Origin of the sequence: Pseudomonas sp. UBT, from assembly GCF_050915955.1 — a bacterium.
Lineage (GTDB): Bacteria > Pseudomonadota > Gammaproteobacteria > Pseudomonadales > Pseudomonadaceae > Aquipseudomonas > Aquipseudomonas antarctica_A.
Map to the genome: position 1 here is coordinate 2164677 of NZ_CP168079.1, position 26651 is coordinate 2191327.

Genomic DNA, 26651 nt, shown 5'->3' on the forward strand with positions numbered 1-26651 from the left:
CCGGGAGGGTGTTGATATCGGTCAGTTAAAGCAAATTGAGGATCGTGGCCCACTGCTCAGGCGTGACGGCCATGACCGAAAGCCGGCTGCCCTTTTGCACCAGCGGCAGTTCGGCGAGGGCGGTTTGCTGTTTCAGGTAACCCAGGCCCAGCACCTTGGGGAAGGTTTTAACGTGTGCCACGTTGATCGCGCTCCACGGGTTTTTCTCCGGGCTGGCCTTTGCATCGAAATAGTGGCTGTCCGGTTCCAGCGCAGTGGGGTCGGGGTAGGCCGCTTCGATGATTTTGCCGATGCCGGCAATGCCGGGCTCGGGGCAGCTGGAGTGGTAGAAGAAAAACTCATCACCGACCGCCATGGCTCGCAGGAAGTTGCGCGCCTGGTAGTTGCGAACCCCGTCCCAGCGGGCTTCGCCGAGCTTTTCCAGGCCGTTGATGGAAAGTTCGTCGGGCTCGGATTTCATCAGCCAGTAGGCCATTTTTGGGCTCCTGAAAAAGGCATTGGATAAGTTGTCAGGCAATTCCATGACAAACCGACAGTCGGTTGGCGTCAAGGTTTGCGTGTTGGTTCGCGTTACCGCAGAATGCCCGCTTTTAAGCTTGACGCAGCTGCAACGGACTACTTTGGAACGTTGTTGTCATCGTGTACGAGGTGCCTGAAGGGGGGCAATCGATGCAACGTAAACCGGATTTACTATGGATTTTGGTTATTTTGTTTGGTCTGGGCGTCGTGACCACCGGGTATGCCCAGAGCTTGTGGTCGAACAAGACCGATGCACCCATTGAACTGGCTCAGCAGCAGCCGCAACCGTTCAAGCGTTAACACTTTTTCAAGGCGTCGCTGACTCCAGCGACGTTTCTGCGACATACCACTGCTTATCGGTGACGGTGCCCGCCAGTGGCACGTCCCAGCTTGCCTGCGCCAGGCGCTCGACTTTCTGACATTCGTGGGCCAGCCCCAGCAGCGTCGGCTTGCGCCAGCTTTGGCGCCTGGCGAGGTAGGCCAGGCTGCGGTCATAAAACCCGCCGCCCATGCCCAGGCGCCCACCCACATCATCGAACCCCACCAGCGGCAGCAGCACGAGATCGAGTGCCCATACCGGGCGCTGGCGATTGGCATTCACGCGCGGCTCAAGAATGCGAAAGCGATTGGGCAACAACTTCTCCCCAGGCCGCACACGCTGGAACACCATCTTGGTTCGCGGCCAGGCACTGAGCACCGGCAGGTAAGTGGCCTTGCCCCGGCGCTGAGCGGCGCGCAGCAGCAAGCGCGGATCGATTTCGCCGTCCGTCGGTAGATACAAAGAGATATGTCTGGCCCGGCGAAACAGCGGTTGCTGTGCCAGTTGCCGATACAGGCCTTGGGCTGCCTTACGCTGTTCGCTCGGCGTCAGCTCGCGGCGGGCCTTGCGCAACATGCGTCGAAGTTGCGGGCGGGAAAGCGGCGCAGGTTCGGTCATGGTTTTTCGGCTCATAAAACAATGCCAGTCCTGGGACTGGCATTGAGTTTGGGAATTCAGGCTCCCCGACAGAGCCGCTGTCGACTTAGCCCTTGAACCCGAAAGTTCAAGGTGGAAGATGCAGTAGGCTTTAAGGCTTTCCGTCTAGCGGACATGCACACCAGCCCAACGTGCAACTTCCAGGGTAGTGCGAATCGGCTCAGGGACATCGCCGACTGGCAAACACGCCAGGGAGTGGGGCGAGTATACCTTAAACAGACTTGGCAATCAGCCCTTGGGTGCGTCTGAATCGGTGGAAAGCACCAGATCCACGCGTTCCAGCAGGTCACGCACTTGCTCGCGCGTTGAGCCGTTGGCCTGAACGTCAGGCCGTTCCTGCTTATGCAGCAGATCGTGGGTAATGTTCAGCGCAGCCATCACGGCGATGCGGTCGGCACCGATGACTTTGCCGCTGCTGCGGATTTCACGCATTTTGCCGTCCAGGTAGCGGGCAGCACTTACCAGGTTGCTGCGTTCTTCCTGGGGGCAGATGATCGAATATTCTTTGTCGAGGATCTGCACGGTAACGCTATTGCTTGAACTCATGAGTCTTGCTCCAGGGCCTTCAGGCGCGAAATCATCGATTCGACCTTACGCCGGGCGATTTCGTTTTTTTCAATGAGGTGAGCGCGTTCCTCGCGCCAGGTCTTTTCCTGAGCTAATAGGAGTCCGTTTTGACTCTTAAGTTGCTCGACCCGATCAATTAGCAACTCGAGTCTGGCCATCAGCGCTTGCAGGTCGGTGTCTTCCATTGGGTTCCACTGGATTTGTCTGATGAATGGCAACTGCAGGATAAACGATCTGACGCCCTCGATAGTCTTGGTACGTCTGCCGGTGCTAGGATACAGCGCTTCATTCTAGACATTGCGCCGTCTGGCGCCTAGCTCACCATGCCTATTCAGAACTCCCCGTACGACGCTTTTTCCAAACTGCTGAGCTCCAGCGGTCATCCTTGCTCGCCTGCCGAACTGCACGGCGTGTTGTTGGGCCGCAGCTGCACGGGTGTTGGCTTCGATGCCGACAACTGGCTGGCTGATGTGGCCGAGTTGCTGGAAACCGAACCGACCGAGAACGTGCGTAACGCGCTGATCGGCCTGCAAGAGATGGTCAAGGGCGAGCTGACCGGTGATGACGTCACCGTAGTCCTGCTGCTGCCGACCGACGACGCGCCACTCACCGAACGCGCTGCGGCGCTGGGCCAATGGTGCCAGGGTTTCCTCCACGGCTTCGGCGTGAACGCCGGCGGCCTGGAACTGAGCACCGATGCCAAGGAAGTGTTGCAAGACTTGGCGGCCATCTCCCAGGTGCAAGATGCCCTGGAAGAGTCCGAAGACGGCGAAGGCGACTACATGGAAGTGATGGAATACCTGCGCGTCGCGCCGCTGCTGCTGTTCACCGAGACCAAAAAATCCGCTGAGCCCGCTGCACCCAAGCCTTCGCTGCATTAAGAAAGGAAGCCCATCTGCCCATGATCCATATCCCGAAAGCGGAATACACCCGTCGCCGCAAGGCGCTCATGGCGCAGATGGAACCCAACAGCATCGCGATTCTGCCGGCCGCTGCCGTGGCCATTCGCAATCGTGATGTCGAGCACGTCTACCGCCAGGACAGCGACTTCCAGTACCTGAGCGGTTTTCCCGAACCCGAAGCGGTGATCGTGCTGATGCCCGGTCGCCAGCATGGCGAGTACGTGCTGTTCTGCCGCGAACGCAACGCCGAACGCGAATTGTGGGACGGCCTGCGCGCCGGCACCGAAGGCGCGATCCGTGACTTTGGCGCCGACGATGCATTCCCCATCACCGACATCGACGACATCCTGCCCGGCCTGATCGAAGGCCGTGACCGGGTGTACTCGGCCATGGGCAGCAACGCCGAGTTTGATCGGCATGTGATGGAGTGGATCAACGTGATCCGCTCTAAAGCGCACCTGGGCGCCCAGCCGCCGAACGAATTTGTTGCCCTGGATCATCTGCTCCACGACATGCGCCTGTATAAATCGGCGGCAGAAGTGAAAGTGATGCGCGAGGCCGCGCGAATTTCCTGTGCGGCCCACGTGAAGGCCATGCAGGCCAGCCGCGCGGGGTTGTATGAATTCAGCCTGGAAGCCGAGCTGGATTACGAATTTCGCAAGGGCGGCGCGAAAATGCCGGCCTATGGCTCCATCGTCGCCGCCGGGCGCAACAGCTGCATCCTGCATTATCAGCAGAATGACGCGGTGCTAAAGGACGGCGACCTGGTGCTGATCGATGCCGGTTGCGAGATTGACTGCTACGCCAGCGACATCACCCGTACCTGGCCGGTCAACGGCAGGTTTTCGCCCGAGCAAAAAGCGATTTACGAGATTGTGCTGGCGTCCCAGGAAGCTGCCTTTGCCGAAATTGCGCCGAACAAACACTGGAACCAGGCCCATGAAGCGACGGTAAAAGTCATTACTGCCGGGCTGGTGAAGCTGGGGCTGTTGCAGGGCGATGTCGACGAGTTGATCGCCAGCGAAGCCTACCGTGCGTTTTATATGCACCGCGCCGGCCACTGGCTGGGCATGGATGTCCACGATGTGGGCGAGTACAAAGTCGGCGGCGAATGGCGGGTGCTGGAAGTCGGCATGGCGTTGACCGTGGAACCCGGCATCTATATTTCGCCGGACAACCAGAACGTAGCAAAGAAATGGCGTGGCATTGGCGTGCGCATCGAGGACGACGTGGTGGTGACCAAACAAGGCTGTGAAATTCTGACCGGCGGCGTGCCCAAGACGGTTGTCGAGATCGAAGCGCTGATGGCGGCTGCCCGATGAGCCGGGTCAACCTGGCGATTATCGGCGGCGGCCTGGTGGGTGCGAGCCTGGCGCTGGCGTTGCAGGCAGGCGCCAAGGCGCGTGGTTGGAACATCGTGCTGATCGAACCCTTTGCGCCGGGTGACAATTACCAGCCGAGCTACGATGCGCGTTCTTCGGCGTTGTCTTACGGCGCTCGTCAGATTTATCAGCGGTTAGGCCTGTGGCAAGCCATCTCCCGCCGCGCCGAGCCGATCAAGCAGATTCATGTGTCGGACCGTGGGCGCTTCTCCACTGCGCGGTTATCCGCGATGGAGGAAGGCGTGCCTGCCCTCGGTTACGTGGTGGAAAACGCCTGGCTCGGCCAATGCCTGTGGCAAGGTTTGGACAAAGAAGTGGTGAGCTGGCGCTGCCCGGCGGAAGTCACGCGCATGGAGCCGCTGCCCGACGGCTATCGCCTGACCCTCAATGATGAAACCGTGTTGGAGTGCGACCTTGCGGTGCTGGCCGATGGTGGCCGCTCCGGTTTGCGCGAGCAATTAGGCATCGGTGTAAAAACACGCCCGTACAACCAGAGTGCGCTGATCGCCAACATCACCCCAAGCGAGGCACACAACGGCGAAGCCTTCGAGCGCTTCACCGATGAAGGCCCGATGGCCTTGCTGCCGCTGCCGGACAATCGCTGCGCGCTGGTCTGGACGCGCATCGGCATGGACGCCCAGCGCCTGGCCAACCTTGATGAGCGCAGTTTCTTGAGCGAACTGCAGGGCGTGTTCGGCTATCGCCTGGGTACTCTGAAGCAAGTGGGCGCTCGTCATTTGTATCCGCTGACCCTGGTGGAAGCGGAAGAACAAGTACGCTCCCACCTGGCGGTCCTCGGCAATGCGGCCCACAGCCTGCACCCGATTGCCGGGCAGGGGTTCAACCTGTCCCTGCGCGATGCGACTGCCTTGGCCGAAGCCTTGCTGGCCGGGCCGGCGGTGCCGGGTGACCTGGCGACGTTGCAAGGTTATCGCGAGCGCCAGCGCCTGGATCAGAAACTCACGGTGGGTTTCTCCGATCAAGTCACGCGCCTGTTTGGCAGCGCTCAACCCTTGGTAGCCATGGGCCGCAATATGGGCCTGCTGGGCCTGGACCTGTTGCCGCCGGCCAAACGCTGGTTCGCCCGTCAGGCCATGGGCTTGGGTACGCGCCCCGATGCGTAAGTGGTTGATCGAACGCTTGGGTAAAGCGCGGCTATTGCGTTGGGTCATGACCCTTTATCCGCCCTATCTGGGGGCGGGGATAAGCGTGCAGCACATGAGCGCCGACTTTCGTCACGTCAAAGTGCGCATGGGCCTGGGCTGGTACAACCGTAATTACGTCGGCACGCAATTTGGCGGCAGCCTGTATTCCATGGTCGACCCGTTCTACATGTTGCTGTTGATGGAGAACCTGGGTCGCGACTACATCGTCTGGGACAAGGCCGCGAGTATCGATTTCATCTCGCCGGGCAAAGGCCCGGTGTATGCCGAGTTTTCCATCGACGAGGCCTTGCTGGACGAGATTCGCCGACAGACCGAAGGGGGTGAGAAGTACTTGCCCCAGCTTCAGGTGCAGATTCATGACGGCTCCGGCACCTTGGTGGCGCGGGTCGACAAAACCCTTTACGTGCGGCGCAAGCCGCCAGCGAGACAGGCTTAAAGCATGGACATGCGCGCAGATGTGCTGATTGTCGGGGCCGGAATGGTCGGGAGCGCCTTGGCGCTGGCGTTGCAGGGCAGTGGCCTGCAAGTGCTGCTGCTCGATGGCAGCCCGCTGAGCGTCAAGCCGTTCGACCGTGACGCGGCCTTCGAGCCCCGCGTGAGCGCCTTGTCGGGCGCCAGCCAGCGCATCCTCGAGCGCTTGGGCGTGTGGGACGGCATCGTGTCGCGGCGCGCCAGCCCTTACGGTGAGATGCAGGTGTGGGACGGCAGCGGCACTGGGCACATCCACTTTTCGGCGGCCAGCGTGCATGCCGAAGTGCTGGGGCATATCGTCGAGAACCGTGTGGTTCAGGACGCGTTGCTTGATCGCCTGCACGATTGCGACCTGGGCTTGCTGGCCAATGCGCGCCTGGAGCAGATGCGTCGCTCCGGTGATGACTGGCTGCTGACCTTGGCCGATGGCCGCAAATTGCGTGCACCGCTGGTGGTTGCCGCCGACGGTGCCCACTCCGCCGTGCGCCGCCTGACCGGCACCGCGACGCGTGAATGGGATTACCTGCACAACGCCATCGTCACCAGCGTGCGCAGCAGCCAGACTCACCAGCGCACGGCGTGGCAACGCTTCACCGATACCGGCCCGCTGGCATTTTTGCCGCTGGTGCGCGACGGGCAAGAAGATTGGTGCTCAATCGTCTGGTCGACCACACCCGCTGAATCCGAACGCCTGATGGCGCTGGATGACGACAGCTTCTGCCGTGAACTGGAGCGTGCCTTTGAAGGGCGGCTCGGTACGGTGATCAGCGCCGACCCACGTGTGTGCGTGCCGTTGCGCCAACGTCACGCCAAACGTTATGTGTCTGAAGGACTGGCGCTGATCGGTGATGCGGCGCACGTGATCCACCCGTTGGCGGGGCAGGGCGTGAACCTGGGTTTTCTCGATGCAGCGGTGCTGGCCGAAGTGTTGTTGGCCGCTACCGAGCGCGGCGAGCGCCTGGCCGATGTGAAGGTGCTGAGCCGCTACGAGCGTCGACGCATGCCGCATAACCTGGCGTTGATGGCGGCGATGGAAGGCTTTGAGCGCTTGTTCCAGGCCGATCAACTGCCTTTACGCTGGCTGCGCAACGCCGGGTTGAAAATGGTCGACCAGATGCCCGAAGCCAAAGCGGTTTTTGTACGTCAGGCCCTGGGGTTGACGGGAGATCTGCCGGAGCTGGCCAAGCCCTGACTTGAAATGCAGTCCCTGTGGGAGCCGGGCTTGCCCGCGATGAGGCCATCAGCGCTCGCGCAAATCCGGCTGTGCAACATCTGGTAACTCCTCCATCGAGCGCTACCAAATGTGAGTCCTTATCATTTGCCCTCTTTTTGCAAATGAGAGACCGCACCCATGTTGGCACCCAAGCGCCTCCTGACTGCCCTGGCACTCACCCTTATCGGCAGCACCACCGTGCAGGCAGCCGACGAAGTCGTGGTCTACTCCTCGCGCATCGACGAACTGATCAAGCCGGTGTTCGACGCCTACACCCAGAAAACCGGGGTGCAGGTGAAGTTCATCACCGACAAGGAAGCCCCGCTGATGCAGCGGATCAAGGCCGAAGGCGAAAACGCCACGGCTGACCTGCTGCTGACCGTCGACGCCGGCAACCTCTGGCAGGCCGAGCAGATGGGCATCCTGCAGCCGTTCACCTCTGAAGTGATCAATAAGAACATTCCCCTGCAATACCGCGCTTCCAGCCACGCGTGGACGGGTCTTAGCCTGCGCGCGCGGACCATCGCCTATTCCACTGACCGGGTAAAACCGGGCGACTTGACCACTTACGAAGCCCTGGCCGACAAGCAGTGGGAAGGTCGACTGTGCCTGCGCACCGCGAAAAAGGTCTACAACCAGTCGCTGACTGCCACCCTGATCGAAACCCATGGCGCGGCCAGGACCGAAGAAATCGTCAAGGGCTGGGTCAGCAACCTGTCCACCGACGTGTTCTCCGATGACATCGCAGTGCTTGAAGCCATCAACGCCGGGCAGTGCGACGTGGGTATCGTCAACACCTACTACTATGGCCGCCTGCACAAGCAAAAGCCGGACCTGGCGGTGAAGCTGTTCTGGCCGAACCAGGGCGACCGTGGCGTGCACGTGAACCTGTCGGGCATTGGCCTGACCAAGCATGCGCCGCACCCGGAGGCTGCCAAGGCCTTGGTGGAGTGGATGACCACGGCTGAGGCGCAGAAGATTTTTGCCGATGTGAACCAGGAGTTCCCGGCTAACCCCGCCGTGCCGCCGTCAGCGGAAGTGGCGACCTGGGGCAAGTTCATCGCCGATACCTTGCCGGTGGAAGTGGCGGGCAAGCGCCAGGCTGAAGCCATTCGCTTGATGGACCGCGCTGGCTGGAACTAAATTTTTAGAACGCCGCCGATCAAAATGTGGGAGCTGGCTTGCCTGCGATAGCCTCACCGAGGAGTGACTGACACACCCAGGTGCCTGCATCGCAGGCAAGCCAGCTCCCACATTGGTTAGCGACGACTTCAAAACCTTCATTTTCCCGAGAGTTTTCCTTGGCCCACCCCGCCCAACGCCGCTGGTACCTGCCGGTCTTCACCGTCGCCGCTCTGGTACTGCTGCCGCTGAGCGTGCTGTTGCTGTCCTGGCAAAGCATCGACACGCAGATCTGGTCGCACTTGTGGGAAACCCAGATGCCACGTCTGCTGGGCAACACGCTGACCCTGGTGCTGGGCGTCGGCGTTGGTGTGACGCTGCTCGGCGTGAGCCTGGCCTGGCTGACCAGCCTCTGCGAATTTCCCGGGCGGCGCTGGCTCGACTGGGCCCTGATGCTGCCTTTCGCTATTCCTGCCTACGTGCTGGCCTTCGTGTTTGTCGGCCTGCTCGATTTCGCAGGGCCGGTCCAAACCCTGCTGCGTGAATGGTTGGGCAGCGGTCTACGCCTGCCGCGCGTGCGCTCCACTGGCGGTGTGATCATCGTGTTGGTGCTGGTGTTCTACCCCTACGTCTATCTTCTGGCGCGCACCGCGTTTTTGGCTCAGGGCAAAGGCTTGATGGAGGCGGCGCGAGTGCTCGGCCAATCGCCCTGGCAAGCGTTCTGGCGCGTGGCGCTGCCCATGGCACGTCCGGCGATTGGCGCTGGCGTAGCGTTGGCGTTGATGGAGACCTTGGCAGATTTCGGCGCAGTCTCGGTATTCAACTTCGACACCTTTACCACCGCCATCTACAAGACGTGGTACGGCTTTTTCAGCCTTTCCAGCGCCGCCCAACTCGCCAGCCTGTTGCTGCTGGTGGTAATGCTGGTGCTCTACGGCGAACGACGTGCCCGAGGTGCCAGCCGCGCGGGTAATGAGCGGCCACGCGGCAAGGCGCTGTATCACCTGCGCGGGTTCAAGGCCGCAGCTGCCAGTGCTTGGTGTGGTTTGGTGTTTGCCTGTGCCTTTGTTATCCCGATGCTGCAACTGGTCGCCTGGTTCTGGCAGCGGGGTCGGTTCGATCTGGATGAGCGTTATACCGGCTTGATCGTTCACACCCTCTACCTGGGCGGCATCGCGGCCCTGATCACGGTCAGCGTTGCGTTGATATTGGCCTTTGCCAACCGTCTGGCGCCGACGCGCGCGATTCGCTCCGGAATCAGCCTGGCCAATGTCGGCTATGCCTTGCCGGGCTCTGTGCTGGCGGTGTCGATCATGCTGGCGTTCAGCTACCTGGACCGTGAGCTGGTAGTGCCGTTGTCAGGTTGGCTCGGCGGCGCTGGCAAACCTTTGTTGCTTGGCAGCCTGTCGGCGCTGGTCCTGGCGTATCTGGTGCGTTTTCTGGCGGTGGCCTACGGGCCGCTGGAAAACAGCCTGGCGCGAATCCGGCCGTCTTTACCGGAAGCGGCGCGCAGCCTCGGCGTAAGTGGGCCACGACTGTTTTGCAAAGTGTATCTGCCGCTATTGCTGCCGGGGACATTGAGCGCGGCGCTGCTGGTGTTCGTCGATGTGCTCAAGGAAATGCCTGCGACCCTGCTGATGCGCCCGTTTGGCTGGGACACCCTGGCGGTACGGATCTTTGAAATGACCAGTGAAGGGGAATGGGCGCGGGCGTCGTTGCCGGCACTGACACTGGTGTTGGTGGGCCTGTTGCCGGTGATCGGCCTGATCCGACGCTCTGCACGACAAATCGGTTAGGTGCCAGTCCTACGGCTTGCGGCTACAATGCGCGGCATTCGGTGCGCTCCGTCTTTCGGGGCGAGTCGCTAAATGTCGCTGCAGGCCTGGTAATACAAGGTGTTCAGCGCACATGGCAACTCTGCGCATCTTCGCCAAGCCCGGAAGGAGAAACCCATGGGACAGCGTACGCCTCTGTATGACCTGCATCTCGCCCTCGGCGCGAAAATGGTCGATTTTGGCGGTTGGGATATGCCTCTGCATTACGGCTCGCAAGTTGAAGAGCACCATCAGGTGCGACGCGACTGCGGGGTGTTCGATGTATCTCATATGACCGTGATTGATGTCGCAGGCCTTCAGGCCAAGGAATGGCTCCAGCACCTGCTGGCCAATGATGTCGATCGTTTGCATGGCTGCGGCCGTGCGCTTTACAGCGCCATGCTCAATGAGCAGGGCGGCGTGGTGGACGACATGATCGTCTACCGCACCGAGACGGGCTACCGGCTGGTGGTCAACGCCGCCACCCGTGACCAGGATATGGCCTGGATGCAGGCACAGTTGGGCAACTACTCGGTGCAACTGCATGAGCGGTCCGAGTTGGCGATGCTTGCCATTCAAGGGCCGCATGCCCGGCAGAAAATCGCCGAGTTGGTCACCCAGTCTCGCGGCACGCTGATCCATCAGCTTAAGCCGTTTGAAGGCCAGGTCGACGGCGATTGGTTTATCGCCCGCACGGGTTATACCGGTGAAGATGGCCTGGAAATTGTCCTGCCTGCCGCCCAGGCACCGGGTTTTTTCAACGATCTGGTCGGTGCCGGTATTTCACCCATTGGCCTTGGCGCCCGCGATACCCTGCGCCTGGAAGCCGGCATGAATCTGTATGGCCAGGATATTCACCAGGATGTTTCGCCCCTGGCGGCCAATATGGCCTGGAGTATTGCCTGGGAGCCTGCCGATCGCCAATTCATCGGCCGTGCCGCCCTCGAGGCGGAAAAGGCAGGCGGAGTGCGATTCAAATTGGTCGGGCTGGTGCTGGAGGAGCGTGGGGTTTTACGTGCTCACCAAGTGGTTCGTATCGCCAATGTTGGCGAAGGAGAGATCACCAGTGGTAGTTTCTCTCCTACGCTGAGCAAATCCATTGCGCTGGCGCGTGTGCCGACGGCCACTGCCGATCGGGCCGAAGTGGAAATCCGCGGTAAGTGGTACCCGGTTCGAGTGGTCAAACCGACCTTCGTGCGCCATGGCAAAACCTTGATCTAACTATTTCCGGCAGGCCAAAGGCCGCTGACATTTCATCTTGAGGACACAGACTATGAGCGATATCCCTGCCGACCTGCGTTTTGCCGAAAGTCACGAATGGGCCCGTCTGGAAGCTGACGGCACTGTGACCGTCGGGATCTCCGACCATGCCCAGGAAGCGTTGGGTGATGTGGTGTTCGTTGAGCTGACCGAAGTCGGCAGCGTGTTTGAGGCGACTCAGCAGGCGGGTGTGGTTGAATCGGTGAAAGCCGCTTCGGATATCTACTCGCCGATTGCTGGCGAAGTGATCGCGGTGAACGATGCCTTGAGCGGCGAGCCTGAGCTGTTGAACTCCGACCCGTACAGCGCCTGGATCTTCAAACTCAAGCCAAGCAACCCGGCTGATCTGGAAAAACTGCTGGATGCCGCCGGCTACAAAGCCGCCATCGGCGAGTAAACGCGAGCAGTTTGAACAGCACAAATCAATGTGGGAGCTGGCTTGCCTGCGATGCAGACGCCTCGGTGTAGCGGTTACACCGTGGTGATGCCATCGCAGGCAAGCCAGCTCCCACAGTTGATTGCGGATAGCTGGCAGTTTGTTTTCAGCTCGCTTTCAGTACCGCTTTAACCGCAGCGACCGACCGCTCCACGTCCGCTTCTGTCATCGCCGTGAACATCGGCAACGACACGATCAAACGCCCAACACGCTCCGACACCGGGAACATGCCTTCCTTGAACCCCTGCGCCCGATAAAGGCTCAGCAGGTGGATCGGCGGGTAGTGATAGCCAATGCCGACGCCGTGGGCCTGCATTTGCTCCATGAAGGTCGCGCGCGCGGGCAGGCCATCCTGACGCTCCGGCAGTACCAGCTGGAACAGGTGCCAGTTGCTGTTTTCGAAATCCGCCGGCGGAAGTTGCGCGCCGTACGTCTCTTCAAAGTCACTGCCGAAGCACTTGAAGTAGTGCCGTGCCAGGTTCTGGCGATGGGCAGTGATCTTCTCGATATGGGCAAACTGCCCCAGGCCGATGGCTGCGGCAATGTCGGTCATGTTGAACTTGCCGCCCAACACATCTACGTCCAGGCCGTCGAAGCCGGTACGGGTAACGCCCTGCAGGCGATATTTTTCTGCCAGGCGCGCTTCCTCGGCGTTGTTCAACACCAGGCAACCCCCTTCGGAAGACGTGATGTTCTTGTTCGCCTGGAAGCTGAACGACACGAAGTCGCCCGTAGCGCCGATACGCTTGCCATTCCAGCTGGAACCCAACGCCTGGGCGGCGTCTTCAACGATACGCAGGTTGTACTTGTTGGCCAGTGCATACAGCATCGGCATATCCAGGGGCAGGCCCGCCAGGTACACCGGGATGATCGCCTTGGTACGTGGGGTGATCGCTGCTTCCACCTGGGCCAGGTCGATATTGCGGGTGACCGGGTCGATATCGGCAAATACCGGCGTGGCGCCCACTTCCAGAATGACGTTGGCGGTGGCGACCCAGGAGATCGGAGTGGTGATGACTTCATCCCCAGGGCCGATCCCGGCGATGCGCAGGGCAATCTCCATGGTGCAGGTGCCGGAGTTGAAGGTGCGTACCGGACGGCCGCCAAAGTATTCCGACAGTTGTGCTTCGAACGCCTGCACTTTTGGCCCGCTGGTGATCCAGCCTGAGCGCAGTACGTCGCCGACCGCCGAGATGGTGGCTTCATCAATGGTAGGTTTGGAAAACGGCAGAAAGGGCTGTTGGCTCATAACGACGAAGGCATCCGTTTCAGATAGGCGATAAGTAATAGACGTATCAGTACCGCATAGTTGCACGGTTCGACTGAATATAGCCTGTCATGCGTGAATGAATCGTCATGTTACGGACAAAAAAATGCCGCTTGGGAAAGCGGCATTCTTTATAGGGCGCTGTTACTCGGTCACAGCGTTTTTCGCGAGGATAGCGTTGGCCAAATCCATATCGGTGGCCTTGAGGCCAGGGTTGTCAGCGCGCACTTTTTGCATGGCGGCTTCCAGGTACGGGCCGCGGATGCCGCCGTCGCTGGCAACAAAGCTGCCTGCGTCGTCTTGGGCGGCGACCACCAGCTTGTGGTCCTTGAAGGTCAGGTACGTCGAGCCGGTAGTGGCGCCCGATGAGATGACGTTGCGCCAGAAACTGTCGGCCATGGCTGAACCGACAGGAAGGGAAAGCACAGCGAGGGTTGCGACAGCATATTTGAGACGCATGATGGGTGACTCCGACTGGGTTATCTGAACAGTTTGATTGTAGTTAGCCCAACCGAGTTCCATCACTGACTAAACAGTTTCGACCTGTAAAACCACGCCTTCCTGACCAATGACACGTACTTGAGCGCCTACGGGGCTGTCCGGACCAGTCACTATCCACACGCCATCGCCGACTTTTATCTTGCCCCGGCCATCGACGATCGCCTGATGCACCAAAAATGTGCGACCGATCAACTCCGAGCCGCGCATGTTCAGCCCCGGCTGGTCGCTGACCTTGGCGCTGCTGCGCTGGCGTTTCCACCAATACACGGCTGTCAGGATCGACAAAACAGCGAATAGCAGCAGCTGCCACTCCAGCCCAAGCGGTGGGACCAGAAACTTGATCACGCCTACGGCAGCGGCGGCAATCCCCATCCACAGCAGGTAGCCACCGGCGCCGAATACTTCAAGAATCAACAGCACTGTACCCAGTGCCAACCAATCCCAGAACGACAGATGCTGCAGGAAATCCCACATGGCGACTGCCTCAGCCTTTCTTGTTGTCGAAGGTTGCCTTGACGATTTCGCCGATGCCACCGACTGCGCCAATCACCTGGCTGGCTTCCAACGGCATCAGGATGACTTTGCTGTTGTTGGCCGAAGCCAGCTTGCCCAAGGCATCAATGTATTTTTGCGCAACGAAGTAGTTAACCGCCTGCACGTTCCCCGAAGCGATTGCCTCGGAAACCACTTGTGTGGCGCGGGCTTCGGCTTCGGCCTGACGCTCGCGGGCTTCGGACTCCAGGAAAGCCGCCTGACGGCTACCCTCGGCCTCAAGGATCTGCGCCTGCTTCTTGCCTTCGGCAGTCAGGATCGCCGATGCGCGCAGGCCTTCGGCCTCCAGAATCTGCGCACGCTTGATCCGCTCGGCTTTCATCTGGCCGGACATGGCGGCCATCAGGTCGGCAGGCGGGCTGATGTCCTTGATCTCGATCCGGGTAATCTTGATGCCCCACGGTGCCGTGGCTTCATCCACGGTACGCAGCAGTTTCTCGTTGATGCCGTCACGCTGGCTCAACATCGCATCCAGTTCCATGGAGCCGAGCACGGTGCGGATATTGGTTTGCAGCAAGTTACGGATAGCATGCTCGAGGTTGTTGACCTCGTAGGCGGCCTGGGCCGTGTTGACCACCTGGAAGAAGCACACGGCGTCGATCTGCACGGTGGCGTTATCGGCGGTGATGACTTCCTGAGGCGGGATATCCAGCACGCTTTCCATCACGTTCATCTTGCGACCAATACGGTCCATGATCGGAATGATGATGTTGAGGCCGGGTTTGAGGGTGTTGGTGTAGCGACCGAAGCGCTCGACGGTCCATTGGTAGCCCTGGGGCACCACTTTAAAACCCATGAACAGGATGGCTACGGCCAAACCCACGAATAGAAGCAGTACGGTTCCGATCTGCATAGCGATTCCCTATCTGATGGTGTCAGTGAAACGATGTGCGACCGAGTGTAACGGTCTGGTCACGGATAAGAACGGTTTCACGGCGCAACAACCCAATCATTTGTATCTGAATCCCCAGGCGTTACCCGCAATACTTCTGCCAGGGTTGTCAGCCCTGCGTTCACTTTATCGATACCGGCCATTCGCAGGCTGCGCATGCCTTGCCCGAGTGATGCACGGCGTAGAGCCTGCACATCGGCGCCGGGGGTGATCAGCGCCTTGAGCGTCTCGTCCATCACCATGATTTCGTAGAGCCCGGCTCGGCCTCGATAACCGCTGTCACGACACTCCCCGCAGCCGGTAGCTTCGTGGACAGGTTCCTGCGTATTCACCGCGCGTTTACAGTGAGGGCACAAAAGCCTTACCAAACGCTGTGCCATCACCCCTATCAGCGTAGCTTTGATCAAATAATGAGCAATACCCAGTTCCTGCAAACGACTGACGGCGCTGGGAGCATCGTTGGTGTGGAGGGTCGATAGCACCAGATGCCCGGTCAGTGCGGCCTGGATCGCCATCTCTGCCGTTTCCTGGTCGCGAATCTCACCGATCATGATGATGTCCGGGTCTTGGCGCAGCAGTGCGCGGATACCGCTGGCGAAGGTCAGGTCGATGTTGTGTTGCACTTGCATCTGGTTGAAGGCGGGCTCAATCATTTCGATCGGATCTTCCACCGTGCACAGGTTGACCTCGCGGGTCGCCAGTTGCTTGAGCGTGGTGTAGAGGGTACTGGTCTTGCCAGAGCCGGTAGGCCCGGTAACCAGGATGATGCCGTTGGCCTGACGGGTCATGGCGTGCCAACGTTGTTGGTCCTCGACGGATAAACCCAACTGGTCAAAAGCCTTGATCAGCACCTGTGGGTCGAAAATACGCATCACCAGTTTTTCGCCAAACGCGGTCGGCAGGGTTGAAAGGCGCAGTTCCACCTCGACGCCCTCCGGGCTTTTGGTCTTGACCCGGCCGTCCTGGGGTTTGCGCTTCTGCGCGACATTCATCCGGCCCAGGCTTTTCAGGCGGCTGACCACCGCCATCGTGACCTGAGGCGGAAATTGATACACGTCGTGCAACAGCCCGTCGATGCGAAAGCGCACCCGGCCCTGGTCGCGACAAGGTTCGATATGGATATCGCTGGCCCGTTGGCCGAAGGCGTACTGCAACAGCCAGTCGACGATATTGACGATATGCGCGTCATTGGCATCTGGCTCCTGCTCGCTGGCGCCGAGGTTGAGCAGTTCGAAATTGCCGGCCACCGCCACCTTTTGATCAGCGCCGCTGACGGACTGGGCCAGCCGGTAGAACTCGCCAATGCAGCGTTGAATGTCCTTGGGGTTGGCGACCACGCGCTTGATCGAGCGTTTCAGCACCTGCGCCAGCCCAGCTTCCCATCCGCTGACATGGGGCTGGGCGCTGGCGACGGTGACGGTTTGCGCATCCACGGCCACCGCAAGGATCGCGTGGCGCTGCGCGAAGGCGTGGGACATCAAGGGCACTACCGTCGCCACGTCGATCTTGAGCGGGTCTATGCGCAAATAAGGCTGCCCGACATGCTGGGCCAGCCATTGGGTCAGTGTTTCCAGGCAAAGCCCTTCAGCTGCGATGCATTCAAGAGGGTGCAGTGAGGAAGGCGTCGTCGATAACCTGTGCGCCACATCCGCCGTAATCAGCTGTTGCTCGACCAACGCGGGCAGCAATTGATGCAGTTCCAATCGGTGATCGTGCAAGGCAGCGGGCATGGACATTTCCTGGGCAGTGTCGGGCGTAATTCCAGGCTAGCCAGTCTCTGAACATCCACACTCCCAGTGTGTATTGCAGGCTTTTACAGACTGGCTGCCGTCACCGCCTGAGGCCGCAGGGAGTCGGCCCGCCACACTTCCAGCGAGCACACGCTGATCAGGTTTCTAATCTTTTCACCGATCACCTGGGCGCGATGCCAGCTCAAACCGTCCATCACGATGTCAATGCTCAGCAGGTCGTCTTCCCGGTTCACATTGACCTGGTGCGGCGTCAGGAACTGCAATGCGAAGTAGTTGAGCACCCGGCACAGCACATCCGGTTCGGCCTCGGCGACGATCTGATAATGCGCCTGGCAATGGGCGCTGTTGACGGCCCACGCATCGACGCGGGCAGAGGGCGGTGTGGTTTCGACGACGTGCATGCTGACTCTCCAGATTCGACTGGAGAAATTTTTACATTCGCTACGGGAGATTTCTTATCTAAGATGGAGCTGATTTGCGATTTATTGAATAAATAAATTCGAGATAAGCGTCATAACAGGTATTTCTATGCACAGTGAGTTGGACGCCTACGACCGCCGTATCCTGGCCCTGTTGCAAGAGGACGCTTCACTGTCCAGCGCGCAGATCGCCGAGCAGGTGGGCCTGTCGCAGTCGCCGTGCTGGCGGCGTATTCAACGGCTCAAGGAAGAAGGCGTGATTCGCGGGCAGGTGACGCTGCTCGACCGCAAGAAGATCGGTCTCAACACGCAGATTTTTGCCGAGGTAAAACTCAACGCCCACGGCCGATCCAACTTCACAGAGTTCACCGAAGCGATTCGTGGGTTTCCGGAAGTGTTGGAGTGTTACGTGCTGATGGGGGCGGTGGATTTTCTGCTGCGCATCGTCACCTCTGACATCGAGGCGTACGAGCGGTTTTTCTTCGAGAAGCTGTCGATGGTGCCGGGGATTCAGGAGGTCAACTCGATCGTGGCTTTATCCGAGATCAAGTCCACTACCAGCCTGCCTGTATTGCGCTGACAGGGCCTGCCTCATCGCGGGCAAGCCCGCTCCCACAGGGACTTATGTACACAGTCCAATGTGGGAGCGGGCTTGCCCGCGATTGCGGTATTACAGGCGCAGCAACGTTTTCCAGGCACGGTTCTGATACACCGCAATTGCCTGATGCATGCGCGCATCCAGCGATTCGTCGGTGATCAACTGGTTAGCCAGTTGCGCCAGCTTGTTCAGCTCGCCGTACAAACGGTCCAGTTCCGGGATGTCTACCACCTGGCGCGCGTGGTGCAGCCAGGCCTGGATGCGCTCGATGCGCGGCAGTTGCTCGGCCAGGTCTTCCGGTTGTTGCTGGTAGCGCGGCAGTTGCAGGGCGACGGCATCGTCAGCCAGCAGGCGCGGTAGCCAGTTGGTGATTTGCGCGGCGCCCTGACGGTTGCCACGCACGTTGCGGTCGGTGGTCCAGGTGCGGGCCAGCAGCCAGCGCGAGGTGTTCAGCGAGAACAAGCCCCAGCGCACGTCTTCCAGCTCTTCAGCGAATTGTTCCGGCGCGGCTTTGCGAATGTCTTCGTCGTCATCACCGGCCTGGACCAGTGGGCGCCAGTCTTCCAGCAACGCATCCAGCGAGCTGCGCAGCTCACTGGTGGATTGACGCGGAGCGGCCTGGCCGAGGCTGCCGATCAGGGCGCGCAGTTCGCCGAGGTTGTCGACCCAGTCCTGCAGCAGGCGCCAGTGGCCATTGAAACGGTATTGTTCGGCCAGGCGCTGGCTGCTGCCCAGCAGGTGCCACATGATGGCGGCGAAGGCGTCGTCCAACGGCATTTCGGCGTGGATCTGCGGCGCTGGCAGGCTCAGCGAGTAGCTGTTGGCGTCGTACAAGCGGTAGCCACGCTCGGCTTTGCTGATATCGCAGGGCATCAGCGCCAGGGTGGCGGCCAGCTCGGCGGCGAGTTCCAGCAGGGCAGCCGGTTCACCTTCGCGCAGTTCCAGTTCCAGCTCGCAGATTTCTTCTTTCTGCTTGCCCACGACCACGTGGCCCAGGTCCAGGGCGGCTTCGATGACCACCTTGGCCTTGCCACGGCCCCAGGCGATTTCAGCGCGCTCACGCACGAAATCGGTGGTGAAGATCGGCTTGAGGGTCTTTTTGTCCAGCTCGGCCAGTTGCTCGGGCCAGCACTCGCCGTCGAGTTTCTTCACGTCGAGCTTGGCCTTGGGCAGGTCCCAGTTGAACTCGTTGCGTTCCGACAAGCCAGCGACGCTCTGGCCACGGGTCTTGAGGGTCTGGATGATTTCGTCACCGTCCTTGCGCAGGCGCAGGGCGACTTTGGCCTGGGCCAGGTCGCGCTCGGGGGTGTCGAAATACTGGTTCATCAACTCACGGCGTTCCCAGCCACTTTTGTTGCGTTTTTTCAGTAGCGGGTGCTCACGCAGCGCGGCGAGTGTTTCGCGGCTGACGCGGAGCTTGATTTCGGTTTCTTTCTGCATGGCCGGAAAATCCAGGATCGGGAGCGCAGCCGGGGAAAAGTGTGGCTGCCAAGGTCGTGCAGTGTACAGGACTGAGCCCGGCAACGCGCCGCAACGGTTTATTGTGTCGTGCAGATGGTTCTATAGTGGGGCTCATCCGGGAAGTTGAGAGGCCGCGCATGCCGTTACCGTCCATGAAAGAGCAATTCGCCGCGTTGATTGCCGCGCCGTCTGTCAGTTGCACCCAAGCGTCTCTCGACCAGACCAACCGCCCGGTGATCGACCTGCTCGCCAGTTGGCTCGGCGACCTGGGTTTCGCCATCGATATCCAGCAAGTCAGCCCCGGCAAGTTCAACCTGCTGGCCAGTTTCGGCAGCGGTCCTGGCGGCCTGGTGCTGGCTGGTCATAGTGATACCGTTCCCTACGACGCTGCGTTGTGGAAGACCGACCCGCTCAAACTGACGGAAGTTGATGGCCGCTGGGTAGGATTGGGCAGCTGCGACATGAAGGGCTTTTTCGCACTGGCCATTGAAGCGGTGTTGCCATTGCTGGATCAGCCGTTCAAGCAACCGTTGTTGATCCTCGCCACCTGCGACGAAGAAAGCTCCATGTCCGGCGCCCGTGCGCTCGCCGAGGCCGGGCGCCCGTTGGGCCGCGCGGCGGTGATCGGTGAGCCGACGGGCCTCAAGCCCATCCGCCTGCATAAAGGCGTGATGATGGAGCGCATCGACATCCTCGGCCGTAGCGGCCATTCGTCGGACCCAAGTCTGGGCCACAGCGCCCTCGAGGCCATGCACGACGCCATTGGCGAACTGCGTGGCCTGCGCCTGGCCTGGCAGCGTGAGTACCGCAACCCGCAATTCAGCGTACCGCAACCGACCATGAACTTCGGTTGCATCCACGGCGGCGACAATCCCAACCGCATTTGCGGTCAATGTTCCCTCGAGTTCGACCTGCGGCCCTTGCCGGGCATGGACCCGCAAGTGCTGCGCGACGCCATCCGGCAGAAGCTCGAACCCTTGGCCGAGCGCCACAAAGTCAAGATCGACTACGCGCCGCTCTTCCCCGAAGTGCCGCCGTTCGAGCAGGCAGAAGACGCCGAGCTGGTGCGGGTTGCGGAACGATTGACGGGGCATCGTGCCGAAGCAGTAGCGTTCGGCACCGAAGCGCCTTATCTTCAGCGCCTTGGTTGTGAAACCCTGGTGCTTGGCCCTGGTGATATTGCGTGTGCCCACCAGCCGGGCGAGTACCTCGAAATGTCACGCTTGACGCCTACAGTGCGTCTATTGCGGGAACTGATCGAACATTACTGCCTTAAACCTGCATAAATTAACCCCTGCCCATTCGTACATAAGGAGAGCGAGCGTGTCGCCAAGCCTGTTCCGACGATAACCATCAGCCCGCTGTGCGCTTTCACGATTCATCCTTTTTTGGCTGCTTTTTATTACAGGCCCAGGTGTTATGCCCGAATACGTCAATTGGCTTCGTCACGCTTCGCCTTACATCAACGCCCACCGCGACTGCACCTTTGTGGTCATGCTGCCCGGCGATGGTGTGGAACATCCGAACTTCGGCAATATCGTCCACGACCTGGTGCTGCTTCACAGCCTCGGCGTGCGGCTGGTGCTGGTCCACGGTTCGCGCCCACAAATCGAAACGCGCCTTGAGGCGCGTGGCCTGACGCCGGCTTACCACGAAGGCTTGCGCATCACCGATGCCGCGACGCTGGAGTGTGTGATCGACGCGGTCGGCCACCTGCGTATTGCTATCGAGGCGCGCCTGTCCATGGACATGGCCTCGTCGCCGATGCAAGGCTCGCGCCTGCGGGTGGCCAGCGGCAACCTGGTTACCGCGCGGCCGATCGGTGTGCTGGAAGGCGTGGATTACCACCACACTGGCGAAGTGCGCCGGGTCGACCGCAAGGGCATCAACCGTCTGTTGGACGAGCGCTCCATCGTGCTGCTGTCGCCGTTGGGTTACTCGCCCACCGGGGAAATCTTCAACCTGGCCTGCGAAGACGTCGCCACCCGCGCCGCCATCGACCTGGGCGCCGACAAGCTGCTGCTGTTTGGCGCCGACCTGGGCCTGATCGACGAACAGGGTCGCCTGGTCCGTGAGTTGCGCCCGCAGCAAGTACCGGCGCACCTGCAACGCCTGGGCAACAACTATCAGGCTGAACTGCTGGACGCCGCCGCCGAAGCCTGCCGTGGCGGGGTAGGGCGCAGCCATATCGTGAGCTACGCCGAAGACGGCGCGCTGCTCACCGAGCTGTTTACCCGGGACGGCGGCGGTACGCTGGTGGCCCAGGAGCAATTTGAACTGGTACGCGAAGCGGCGATTGAAGATGTCGGTGGTTTGCTCGACCTGATCAGCCCGCTGGAAGAGCAGGGCATCCTGGTACGGCGTTCGCGCGAAGTGCTGGAGCGTGAGATCGAGCAGTTCAGTGTGGTCGAGCGCGAAGGCATGATCATCGCCTGTGCGGCGCTGTATCAAATCGCAGACTCGGATGCCGGTGAGTTGGCATGCCTGGCGGTGAACCCGGAATACCGCCATGGCGCGCGCGGTGATGTGTTGCTGGAGCGAATCGAGACCCGAGCCCGAGCGCAGGGTTTGAAGACGCTGTTTGTCCTCACCACGCGTACCGCCCACTGGTTCCGTGAGCGTGGGTTTGTACCGAGCAGTGTGGATCGCCTGCCTTCGGCGCGGGCCTCGCTCTACAACTATCAGCGTAATTCGAAGATTTTCGAGAAGGCCCTCTAAACCCGATCTTCCTGCCTGATAAAGAGCTGGCTCATGGGGGAGCTGGCTTGCCTGCGATAGCATCACCTCGGTTTATCTGAACTACCGAGTCGCCAGCATCGCCGGCAAGCCAGCTCCCACATTTGATCGCCTTACGGGTTGACGAATTTGTCGGTCACGAATGCCGAATAGTCCGGCAACACCGCTTCAACCTTCCCCTGTTCCTTCAAAAACTTCGCCGTCTCTCCAATCGCCTTCGCCGTGCCCCCTTTAAGCAGGGCATCGGTTTGCTGCGCCTGCGCATCCGGGAAAGTGGTGCCGGCCAACAGCTCAGGAATATCGGTGGCATTAGAACCTGTCAATTTGGCGATTTTCTGCACCGGTTCAGAGTCCACCGTCCAGCCGTCTTTATGGGCGGCATAGTCAGCGAAAGAGTCCAGCGTGACCTTGGCAAACTTGGCCACTACGTCAGGATGTTTTTCCGCGAAATCCTTGCGTGCCACCCACACTTCGAACGTCGGCGCTCCCCACTGGCCCACTTGGGCCGCATCTGTCAGGGTTTTTCCGGTCTTGCGGATCTCGCCCAGGGCCGGTGACCACACGAAGGCGCCGTCGATATCACCACGTTTCCACGCGGCGGCAATTTCCGCAGGCTGCAGGTTCACCACTTTGACTTTCCGGGTGTCCAGGCCCCAATGCTTCAGCGCGCCGAGCAGGCTGTAATGAGAGGTTGAGACGAAGGGGGTGGCGATGGTTTTGCCGACCAGATCCGCTGGTTTGTTGATGCCGCTGCCATTACGCACCACCAACGCTTCAGAAGCATTGATCTGCGCCGATACCATAAAGGCTACGATCGGTAGATTGCGTGCAGCCGCCGCTGCTAGAGGGCTGGAACCCAGGTTACCGATTTGTACATCGCCGGATGCGATAGCCGTGACGACTTCCGGCCCACTGTTGAATCGGCGCCACGCAATCTTCTCGCCAATGGCCTTTTCATAGAGGCCATCGGCCTGTGGGACTTTGCTGGGGTCGATGCCGGTTTGATAGCCGATGGTTAAATCGGCCGCTTGGACACCAAAAGAAATTATTAGTGACACAAAAACTGTAACAAATTGACGGGAGGATGTGCCTTTGGCCATGATGGCGTCGCCTTTTTGATCGTGGGTGACGTATGCAACAGTACGGCAACACTAATCGATCTAAAAAAAGGCTAGTAAATACCATTTAGGAATTAGCTTATGGAGCAGGTGGTCTATGCTGACCGGCTTGCTGCATGGAAAGTCTTATTCCTGAATCGTATGAAAAAGAATGAAACAATTCTTTTTGGGTGTATGAAAAACTCATTACCCTGCAGGGACCAAATCAACTGCGGTTAGACGAAGGTAGTAGACATACAAAGTTACGATTGACTTGGTAGTCACTATCTGGCGCTAATCGCGCATCTGTGGATCTAGGGCGTCAGACCCGAGACCTAAGAAATACAAAAATTAGAAATGAGAGGAGCGGTACATGAAGAAGTCAACATTGGCGTTGGCCGTGGCTGTCGCTGCGATTGCCCAACAGGCAAACTCCGCCGGTTTCATCGAAGACAGCAAGGCCACTCTGGGTCTGCGTAACTTTTACATCAACACTGACAACCGCGATGGCGCTCCTACTGCGAGCAGCCGTAGCAAGAACGCTGAATGGGGCCAAGGCTTCGACCTGCGTTTCATCTCGGGTTTTACCCAAGGTACCGTTCAGTTTGGTGTTGACGCTATCGGCCTGTACGGCATGCGTCTGGACTCCAGCCGCGATAACCACGGCAACTACAGCGGCACCGCTTCGGGCGGCACTGTGTTCCCAAGCGACGGCAACAAAGCCGTCAGCGATTTCGCCAGTCTGGGCGTGACCGGTAAGGTCAAGATCTCCCAGACCGTAGCGAAAATTGGCACCCTGCAGCCAAACAACCCGGTGATCAAGACCAACGATGGTCGCCTGTTGCCTCAGACCTTCCAGGGCGGCGAGATCGTTTCTAACGAAATCAAAGACTTGACCCTGACTGCTGGTCAGATCGAGTCGGCCAAGGGCCGTAACTCGAGCAACAACGAAAACCTGTCGATTGCTGGCGCTAACAAAAGCTCCAACTACGACACCGGCAAATTCAGCAACAAGTTCTACTACGCTGGTGCTGACTACAAAATCACCAAGGATCTGACCGCTTCGTACTACTTCGGCGAGCTGAAAGATTTTTACTCCCAGAACTTCCTGGGCTTGGTACACAACTGGGCAATCGGCCCAGGCGTGCTGAAAAGTGACCTGCGTTACTACCGCAGCCGCGACAACGGCGCAAATGGCAACACTGCCGGCTACTACACCTCGGGTTACTACACCGACGGTGCCAAGCCTGTTACCGCTGGCAAGGTTGACAACGACCTCTACAGCTACCTGGGTCTGTACTCGATTAATGGCCACACCTTTGGTGGCGGTTATCAGTACACCAATGGCGACAGTGACTTCCCTTGGCTGAACCAAGGCGACGGTTCGTCGAACAGCACCACGACCGACATGCAAATCCAGAAGTTCGCCCGTGCCGGCGAGCGCACCTGGCAAGCTCGTTACGCGTATGACTTCGCCAAAATCGGCGTGCCTGGCCTGACCGCTGGTATTGTTTACCTCAAAGGTACCAATATCCAGACCACCGCTGGCGACAAGTCTGAGTGGGAACGCGATATCACCCTGGCTTACGTTGTTCCACAAGGCCCGCTGAAAAACCTCGGCGTGGCTTGGAAGAACGCAATGTGGCGTACCGACGTTGCTACCCGCGATCAAGACGAAAACCGTCTGATCGTCAGCTACTCGATCCCGCTGTTGTAAGCGTGTAAAACCTTGCCCGGCGCAATGCCGGGCAGGGTATTTTACTGTTCAAGTCGGGCTCAACCCCCGCAAGCCCTTCCTGAATCCCCTCTCTTTACAGCGTCTCAAGGCCTTCTCGAACCTTGAAACGGATTTTGATCCTTGCCCGTTGCCAAGTCCAATGAACAGATTTTTAATATTCTTTTATCGTCTAGATAAAGCTATATTTATTCTTTTTAAATAATCTGTAACCCATGCACAGTAGGCTCCATAAGCACTCACCAGGAGCTACACCATGAGCCTAAGATTGGGCGACATCGCCCCCGACTTCGAACAGGATTCCAGCGCCGGCAAGATTCGTTTCCATGAGTGGCTGGGCGATAGCTGGGGCGTGCTGTTTTCTCATCCGGCGGACTTCACTCCGGTGTGCACCACCGAGTTGGGCTTCACCGCCAAGCTCAAGGACGAATTCGCCAAGCGCGGCGTCAAGGCTATCGCGCTGTCGGTAGACCCGGTGGACTCGCACCACAAGTGGATTGAAGACATCAACGAAACCCAGAACACGGTCGTTAACTTCCCGATCCTGGCGGATGCCGATCGCAAGGTGTCGGACCTGTACGACCTGATCCACCCGAACGCCAGTGACACCCTCACCGTGCGCTCCTTGTTCGTGATCGACCCGAACAAGAAGGTTCGCCTGACGATTACCTACCCGGCCAGCACTGGCCGCAACTTCCACGAAATCCTGCGGGTTATCGACTCGCTGCAGCTGACCGACAGCCACAAGGTCGCCACGCCCGCCAACTGGCAGGACGGCGATGAAGTGGTGATCGTGCCGTCGCTCAAGGACGAGGAAGAGATCAAGCAACGCTTTCCGAAAGGTTATCGCGCGGTGAAGCCGTATCTGCGGCTTACCCCACAGCCGAATCGCTGAGGCTGAAACCGCTATCGCGGGCAAGCCCGCTCCCACAGGGGAATGCGGTCAACTGTGGGAGCCGGGCTTGCCCGCGATAGCAGACTTCAAATGGACACAGGTTTCAAGTTGTAGACCGTCTCACACAGCAGGGGTTTTCAGGCCGTTTCGACGGCCTTTTTTTTCGTCTGAAGATTTATAAATCCCATATATTTTTAGGGAATAAACAAATGAAAAAATAAGATTTATAGATATATAAATCAGCTGATATGGTCTGTCCCATCTTGGCGCCACCGCACACAGCGAACCGCCGACACTTGCTCAAGGAATACCTGCATGTTGGTCGTAACACTTGGAGGCAGTCCCAGCCAGCGTTCCCGCTCCGGGGTCTTGCTGGAAAAAACCCGTCAGTGGCTGCAAGACAAAGGCGTGGAAGTCGTGAGTTATCAGATACGGGACTTCCCGGCCGAAGACTTGCTGCACGCCCGCTTCGACAGCCCCAAAGTTATCGATCTGTTGCAGCAAGTCGCCAACGCCGATGGCCTGGTCATCGCCACGCCGGTATACAAGGCCTCGTTCTCGGGTGCGCTGAAAACCGTGCTCGATCTGCTGCCTGAGCGCGCCCTGGCTCACAAGATCGTCTTACCGATGGCCACCGGCGGCAGCATCGCCCACATGCTGGCGGTGGACTACGCCTTGAAGCCGGTGTTGTCGGCCCTCAAAGCCCAGGAGTTGCTCCACGGCATCTTTGCCGAAGACAGCCAGATCGCCTACGGCGAAGGCAGTGCCCAGGCGCAACTGGTGCCGGTGCTTGAACAGCGTTTGCACGAGGCCCTGGAGACGCTCTATAGCGCCATGGCCCGTCGCCCAAAACCCCTTGATCCCAATGTGTTGAATGACCGTTTATTGAGTGCTCGCTGGAGCATTTAAGTCTTACCGG

At 59.5% G+C, this 26651-nt stretch carries 28 protein-coding genes and 1 other RNA gene; 16 read left to right on the forward strand and 13 right to left on the reverse strand.

The features are described from left to right. Positions 1-25: 25 nt before the first annotated feature. Complete coding sequence (locus ACDZ94_RS09850; protein WP_064454644.1) at positions 26-475, reverse strand: EVE domain-containing protein; 450 nt, start codon at positions 473-475, stop codon at positions 26-28. 194 nt (positions 476-669) lie between these two features. Here ACDZ94_RS09850 and ACDZ94_RS09855 point away from each other — a divergent pair, with 194 nt between their 5' ends. After that, the gene (locus ACDZ94_RS09855) at positions 670-819 is read left to right on the forward strand and encodes a hypothetical protein (protein WP_167353713.1); all 150 of its coding nucleotides are present in this window, start codon (positions 670-672) and stop codon (positions 817-819) included. 7 nt (positions 820-826) lie between these two features. Here ACDZ94_RS09855 and ACDZ94_RS09860 read toward each other — a convergent pair whose 3' ends face one another. From ACDZ94_RS09860 to ACDZ94_RS09875, 4 genes are all read right to left on the reverse strand, one after another. Continuing rightward, positions 827-1456, reverse strand: coding sequence for a 5-formyltetrahydrofolate cyclo-ligase (locus tag ACDZ94_RS09860; protein ID WP_064454643.1), 630 nt, complete (start codon positions 1454-1456; stop codon positions 827-829). A 58-nt stretch (positions 1457-1514) separates the two neighbouring features. Further along, positions 1515-1693, reverse strand: a non-coding RNA gene (gene ssrS, locus ACDZ94_RS09865) — 6S RNA. Between the two features lie 30 nt (positions 1694-1723). Continuing rightward, positions 1724-2041: a cell division protein ZapA gene (locus ACDZ94_RS09870; protein WP_064454642.1), complete on the reverse strand. Its 318-nt coding sequence runs from the start codon at positions 2039-2041 to the stop codon at positions 1724-1726. Then, the gene (locus tag ACDZ94_RS09875) at positions 2038-2247 is read right to left on the reverse strand and encodes a TIGR02449 family protein (RefSeq protein WP_003177365.1); all 210 of its coding nucleotides are present in this window, start codon (positions 2245-2247) and stop codon (positions 2038-2040) included. The genes ACDZ94_RS09870 and ACDZ94_RS09875 overlap by 4 nt, the downstream gene beginning before the upstream one ends. A gap of 138 nt (positions 2248-2385) precedes the next feature. Between ACDZ94_RS09875 and ACDZ94_RS09880 the strand changes: the two genes are divergently transcribed. The 9 genes from ACDZ94_RS09880 to gcvH all read left to right on the forward strand — a co-directional run bounded on the left by ACDZ94_RS09880 (position 2386) and on the right by gcvH (position 11789). Further along, positions 2386-2943 carry a YecA family protein gene (locus tag ACDZ94_RS09880; protein ID WP_017135268.1) on the forward strand — a complete coding sequence of 186 codons (558 nt, stop codon included), beginning with the start codon at positions 2386-2388 and terminating at the stop codon, positions 2941-2943. A 20-nt stretch (positions 2944-2963) separates the two neighbouring features. After that, positions 2964-4286 carry a Xaa-Pro aminopeptidase gene (pepP, locus tag ACDZ94_RS09885; RefSeq protein WP_064454640.1) on the forward strand — a complete coding sequence of 441 codons (1323 nt, stop codon included), beginning with the start codon at positions 2964-2966 and terminating at the stop codon, positions 4284-4286. Further along, positions 4283-5470: a 2-octaprenyl-6-methoxyphenyl hydroxylase gene (gene ubiH, locus ACDZ94_RS09890; RefSeq protein WP_221295871.1), complete on the forward strand. Its 1188-nt coding sequence runs from the start codon at positions 4283-4285 to the stop codon at positions 5468-5470. Before pepP ends, ubiH begins: the two co-directional genes overlap by 4 nt. Continuing rightward, positions 5463-5948, forward strand: coding sequence for a DUF4442 domain-containing protein (locus tag ACDZ94_RS09895; protein WP_221295870.1), 486 nt, complete (start codon positions 5463-5465; stop codon positions 5946-5948). Before ubiH ends, ACDZ94_RS09895 begins: the two co-directional genes overlap by 8 nt. Before the next feature lie 9 nt (positions 5949-5957). After that, positions 5958-7175 (forward strand): 2-octaprenyl-3-methyl-6-methoxy-1,4-benzoquinol hydroxylase, encoded by a 1218-nt coding sequence (locus ACDZ94_RS09900; RefSeq protein ID WP_221296157.1) that lies wholly within the window; start codon positions 5958-5960, stop codon positions 7173-7175. Positions 7176-7334: 159 nt separating this feature from the next. Beyond that, positions 7335-8339, forward strand: a complete 1005-nt coding sequence (locus tag ACDZ94_RS09905) for an extracellular solute-binding protein (RefSeq protein WP_064454636.1) — start codon at positions 7335-7337, stop codon at positions 8337-8339. A 158-nt stretch (positions 8340-8497) separates the two neighbouring features. Then, a complete protein-coding gene (locus ACDZ94_RS09910) occupies positions 8498-10114 on the forward strand; it encodes an ABC transporter permease (RefSeq protein WP_064454635.1) in 1617 nt (538 codons plus the stop codon). Between the two features lie 156 nt (positions 10115-10270). After that, on the forward strand, positions 10271-11353 hold the full coding sequence (gcvT, locus tag ACDZ94_RS09915; protein WP_432751394.1) for a glycine cleavage system aminomethyltransferase GcvT: 1083 nt from the start codon (positions 10271-10273) through the stop codon (positions 11351-11353). A 52-nt stretch (positions 11354-11405) separates the two neighbouring features. Next, positions 11406-11789: a glycine cleavage system protein GcvH gene (gcvH, locus tag ACDZ94_RS09920; RefSeq protein ID WP_432751395.1), complete on the forward strand. Its 384-nt coding sequence runs from the start codon at positions 11406-11408 to the stop codon at positions 11787-11789. Positions 11790-11934: 145 nt separating this feature from the next. On the opposite strand, the gene ACDZ94_RS09925 is transcribed toward gcvH, so the two are convergent. From ACDZ94_RS09925 to ACDZ94_RS09950, 6 genes are all read right to left on the reverse strand, one after another. Next, on the reverse strand, positions 11935-13077 hold the full coding sequence (locus ACDZ94_RS09925) for a DegT/DnrJ/EryC1/StrS family aminotransferase (protein ID WP_064454632.1): 1143 nt from the start codon (positions 13075-13077) through the stop codon (positions 11935-11937). Between the two features lie 162 nt (positions 13078-13239). Further along, positions 13240-13554, reverse strand: a complete 315-nt coding sequence (locus tag ACDZ94_RS09930; protein ID WP_064454631.1) for a DUF2388 domain-containing protein — start codon at positions 13552-13554, stop codon at positions 13240-13242. Between the two features lie 69 nt (positions 13555-13623). Next, positions 13624-14070, reverse strand: a complete 447-nt coding sequence (locus ACDZ94_RS09935) for an NfeD family protein (protein ID WP_064454630.1) — start codon at positions 14068-14070, stop codon at positions 13624-13626. Between the two features lie 10 nt (positions 14071-14080). Beyond that, positions 14081-15001 (reverse strand): SPFH domain-containing protein, encoded by a 921-nt coding sequence (locus ACDZ94_RS09940; protein WP_053258568.1) that lies wholly within the window; start codon positions 14999-15001, stop codon positions 14081-14083. A gap of 77 nt (positions 15002-15078) precedes the next feature. Further along, complete coding sequence (locus ACDZ94_RS09945; RefSeq protein WP_432751396.1) at positions 15079-16770, reverse strand: GspE/PulE family protein; 1692 nt, start codon at positions 16768-16770, stop codon at positions 15079-15081. Positions 16771-16853: 83 nt separating this feature from the next. Beyond that, positions 16854-17192: a hypothetical protein gene (locus ACDZ94_RS09950; RefSeq protein WP_221295868.1), complete on the reverse strand. Its 339-nt coding sequence runs from the start codon at positions 17190-17192 to the stop codon at positions 16854-16856. A gap of 127 nt (positions 17193-17319) precedes the next feature. On the opposite strand from ACDZ94_RS09950, the gene ACDZ94_RS09955 reads away from it, so the two are divergent. Then, positions 17320-17790, forward strand: a complete 471-nt coding sequence (locus ACDZ94_RS09955) for an Lrp/AsnC family transcriptional regulator (protein ID WP_003195279.1) — start codon at positions 17320-17322, stop codon at positions 17788-17790. 90 nt (positions 17791-17880) lie between these two features. Here ACDZ94_RS09955 and ACDZ94_RS09960 read toward each other — a convergent pair whose 3' ends face one another. Continuing rightward, a complete protein-coding gene (locus tag ACDZ94_RS09960) occupies positions 17881-19248 on the reverse strand; it encodes an inorganic triphosphatase (RefSeq protein WP_064454627.1) in 1368 nt (455 codons plus the stop codon). Between the two features lie 158 nt (positions 19249-19406). Here ACDZ94_RS09960 and argE point away from each other — a divergent pair, with 158 nt between their 5' ends. Beyond that, a complete protein-coding gene (gene argE / locus ACDZ94_RS09965; RefSeq protein ID WP_064454626.1) occupies positions 19407-20555 on the forward strand; it encodes an acetylornithine deacetylase in 1149 nt (382 codons plus the stop codon). A 133-nt stretch (positions 20556-20688) separates the two neighbouring features. Further along, positions 20689-21987: an amino-acid N-acetyltransferase gene (argA, locus tag ACDZ94_RS09970; protein WP_064454625.1), complete on the forward strand. Its 1299-nt coding sequence runs from the start codon at positions 20689-20691 to the stop codon at positions 21985-21987. A gap of 131 nt (positions 21988-22118) precedes the next feature. Here argA and tauA read toward each other — a convergent pair whose 3' ends face one another. After that, positions 22119-23105, reverse strand: a complete 987-nt coding sequence (gene tauA, locus ACDZ94_RS09975; protein ID WP_432751397.1) for a taurine ABC transporter substrate-binding protein — start codon at positions 23103-23105, stop codon at positions 22119-22121. 370 nt (positions 23106-23475) lie between these two features. Here tauA and ACDZ94_RS09980 point away from each other — a divergent pair, with 370 nt between their 5' ends. The 3 genes from ACDZ94_RS09980 to ssuE all read left to right on the forward strand — a co-directional run bounded on the left by ACDZ94_RS09980 (position 23476) and on the right by ssuE (position 26641). Continuing rightward, positions 23476-24819 (forward strand): OprD family porin, encoded by a 1344-nt coding sequence (locus ACDZ94_RS09980; RefSeq protein WP_064454623.1) that lies wholly within the window; start codon positions 23476-23478, stop codon positions 24817-24819. A 274-nt stretch (positions 24820-25093) separates the two neighbouring features. Continuing rightward, positions 25094-25732, forward strand: coding sequence for a peroxiredoxin (locus ACDZ94_RS09985; RefSeq protein ID WP_064454622.1), 639 nt, complete (start codon positions 25094-25096; stop codon positions 25730-25732). Positions 25733-26047: 315 nt separating this feature from the next. Further along, positions 26048-26641 carry an NADPH-dependent FMN reductase gene (ssuE, locus tag ACDZ94_RS09990; RefSeq protein ID WP_053258559.1) on the forward strand — a complete coding sequence of 198 codons (594 nt, stop codon included), beginning with the start codon at positions 26048-26050 and terminating at the stop codon, positions 26639-26641. Positions 26642-26651 lie beyond the last annotated feature (10 nt).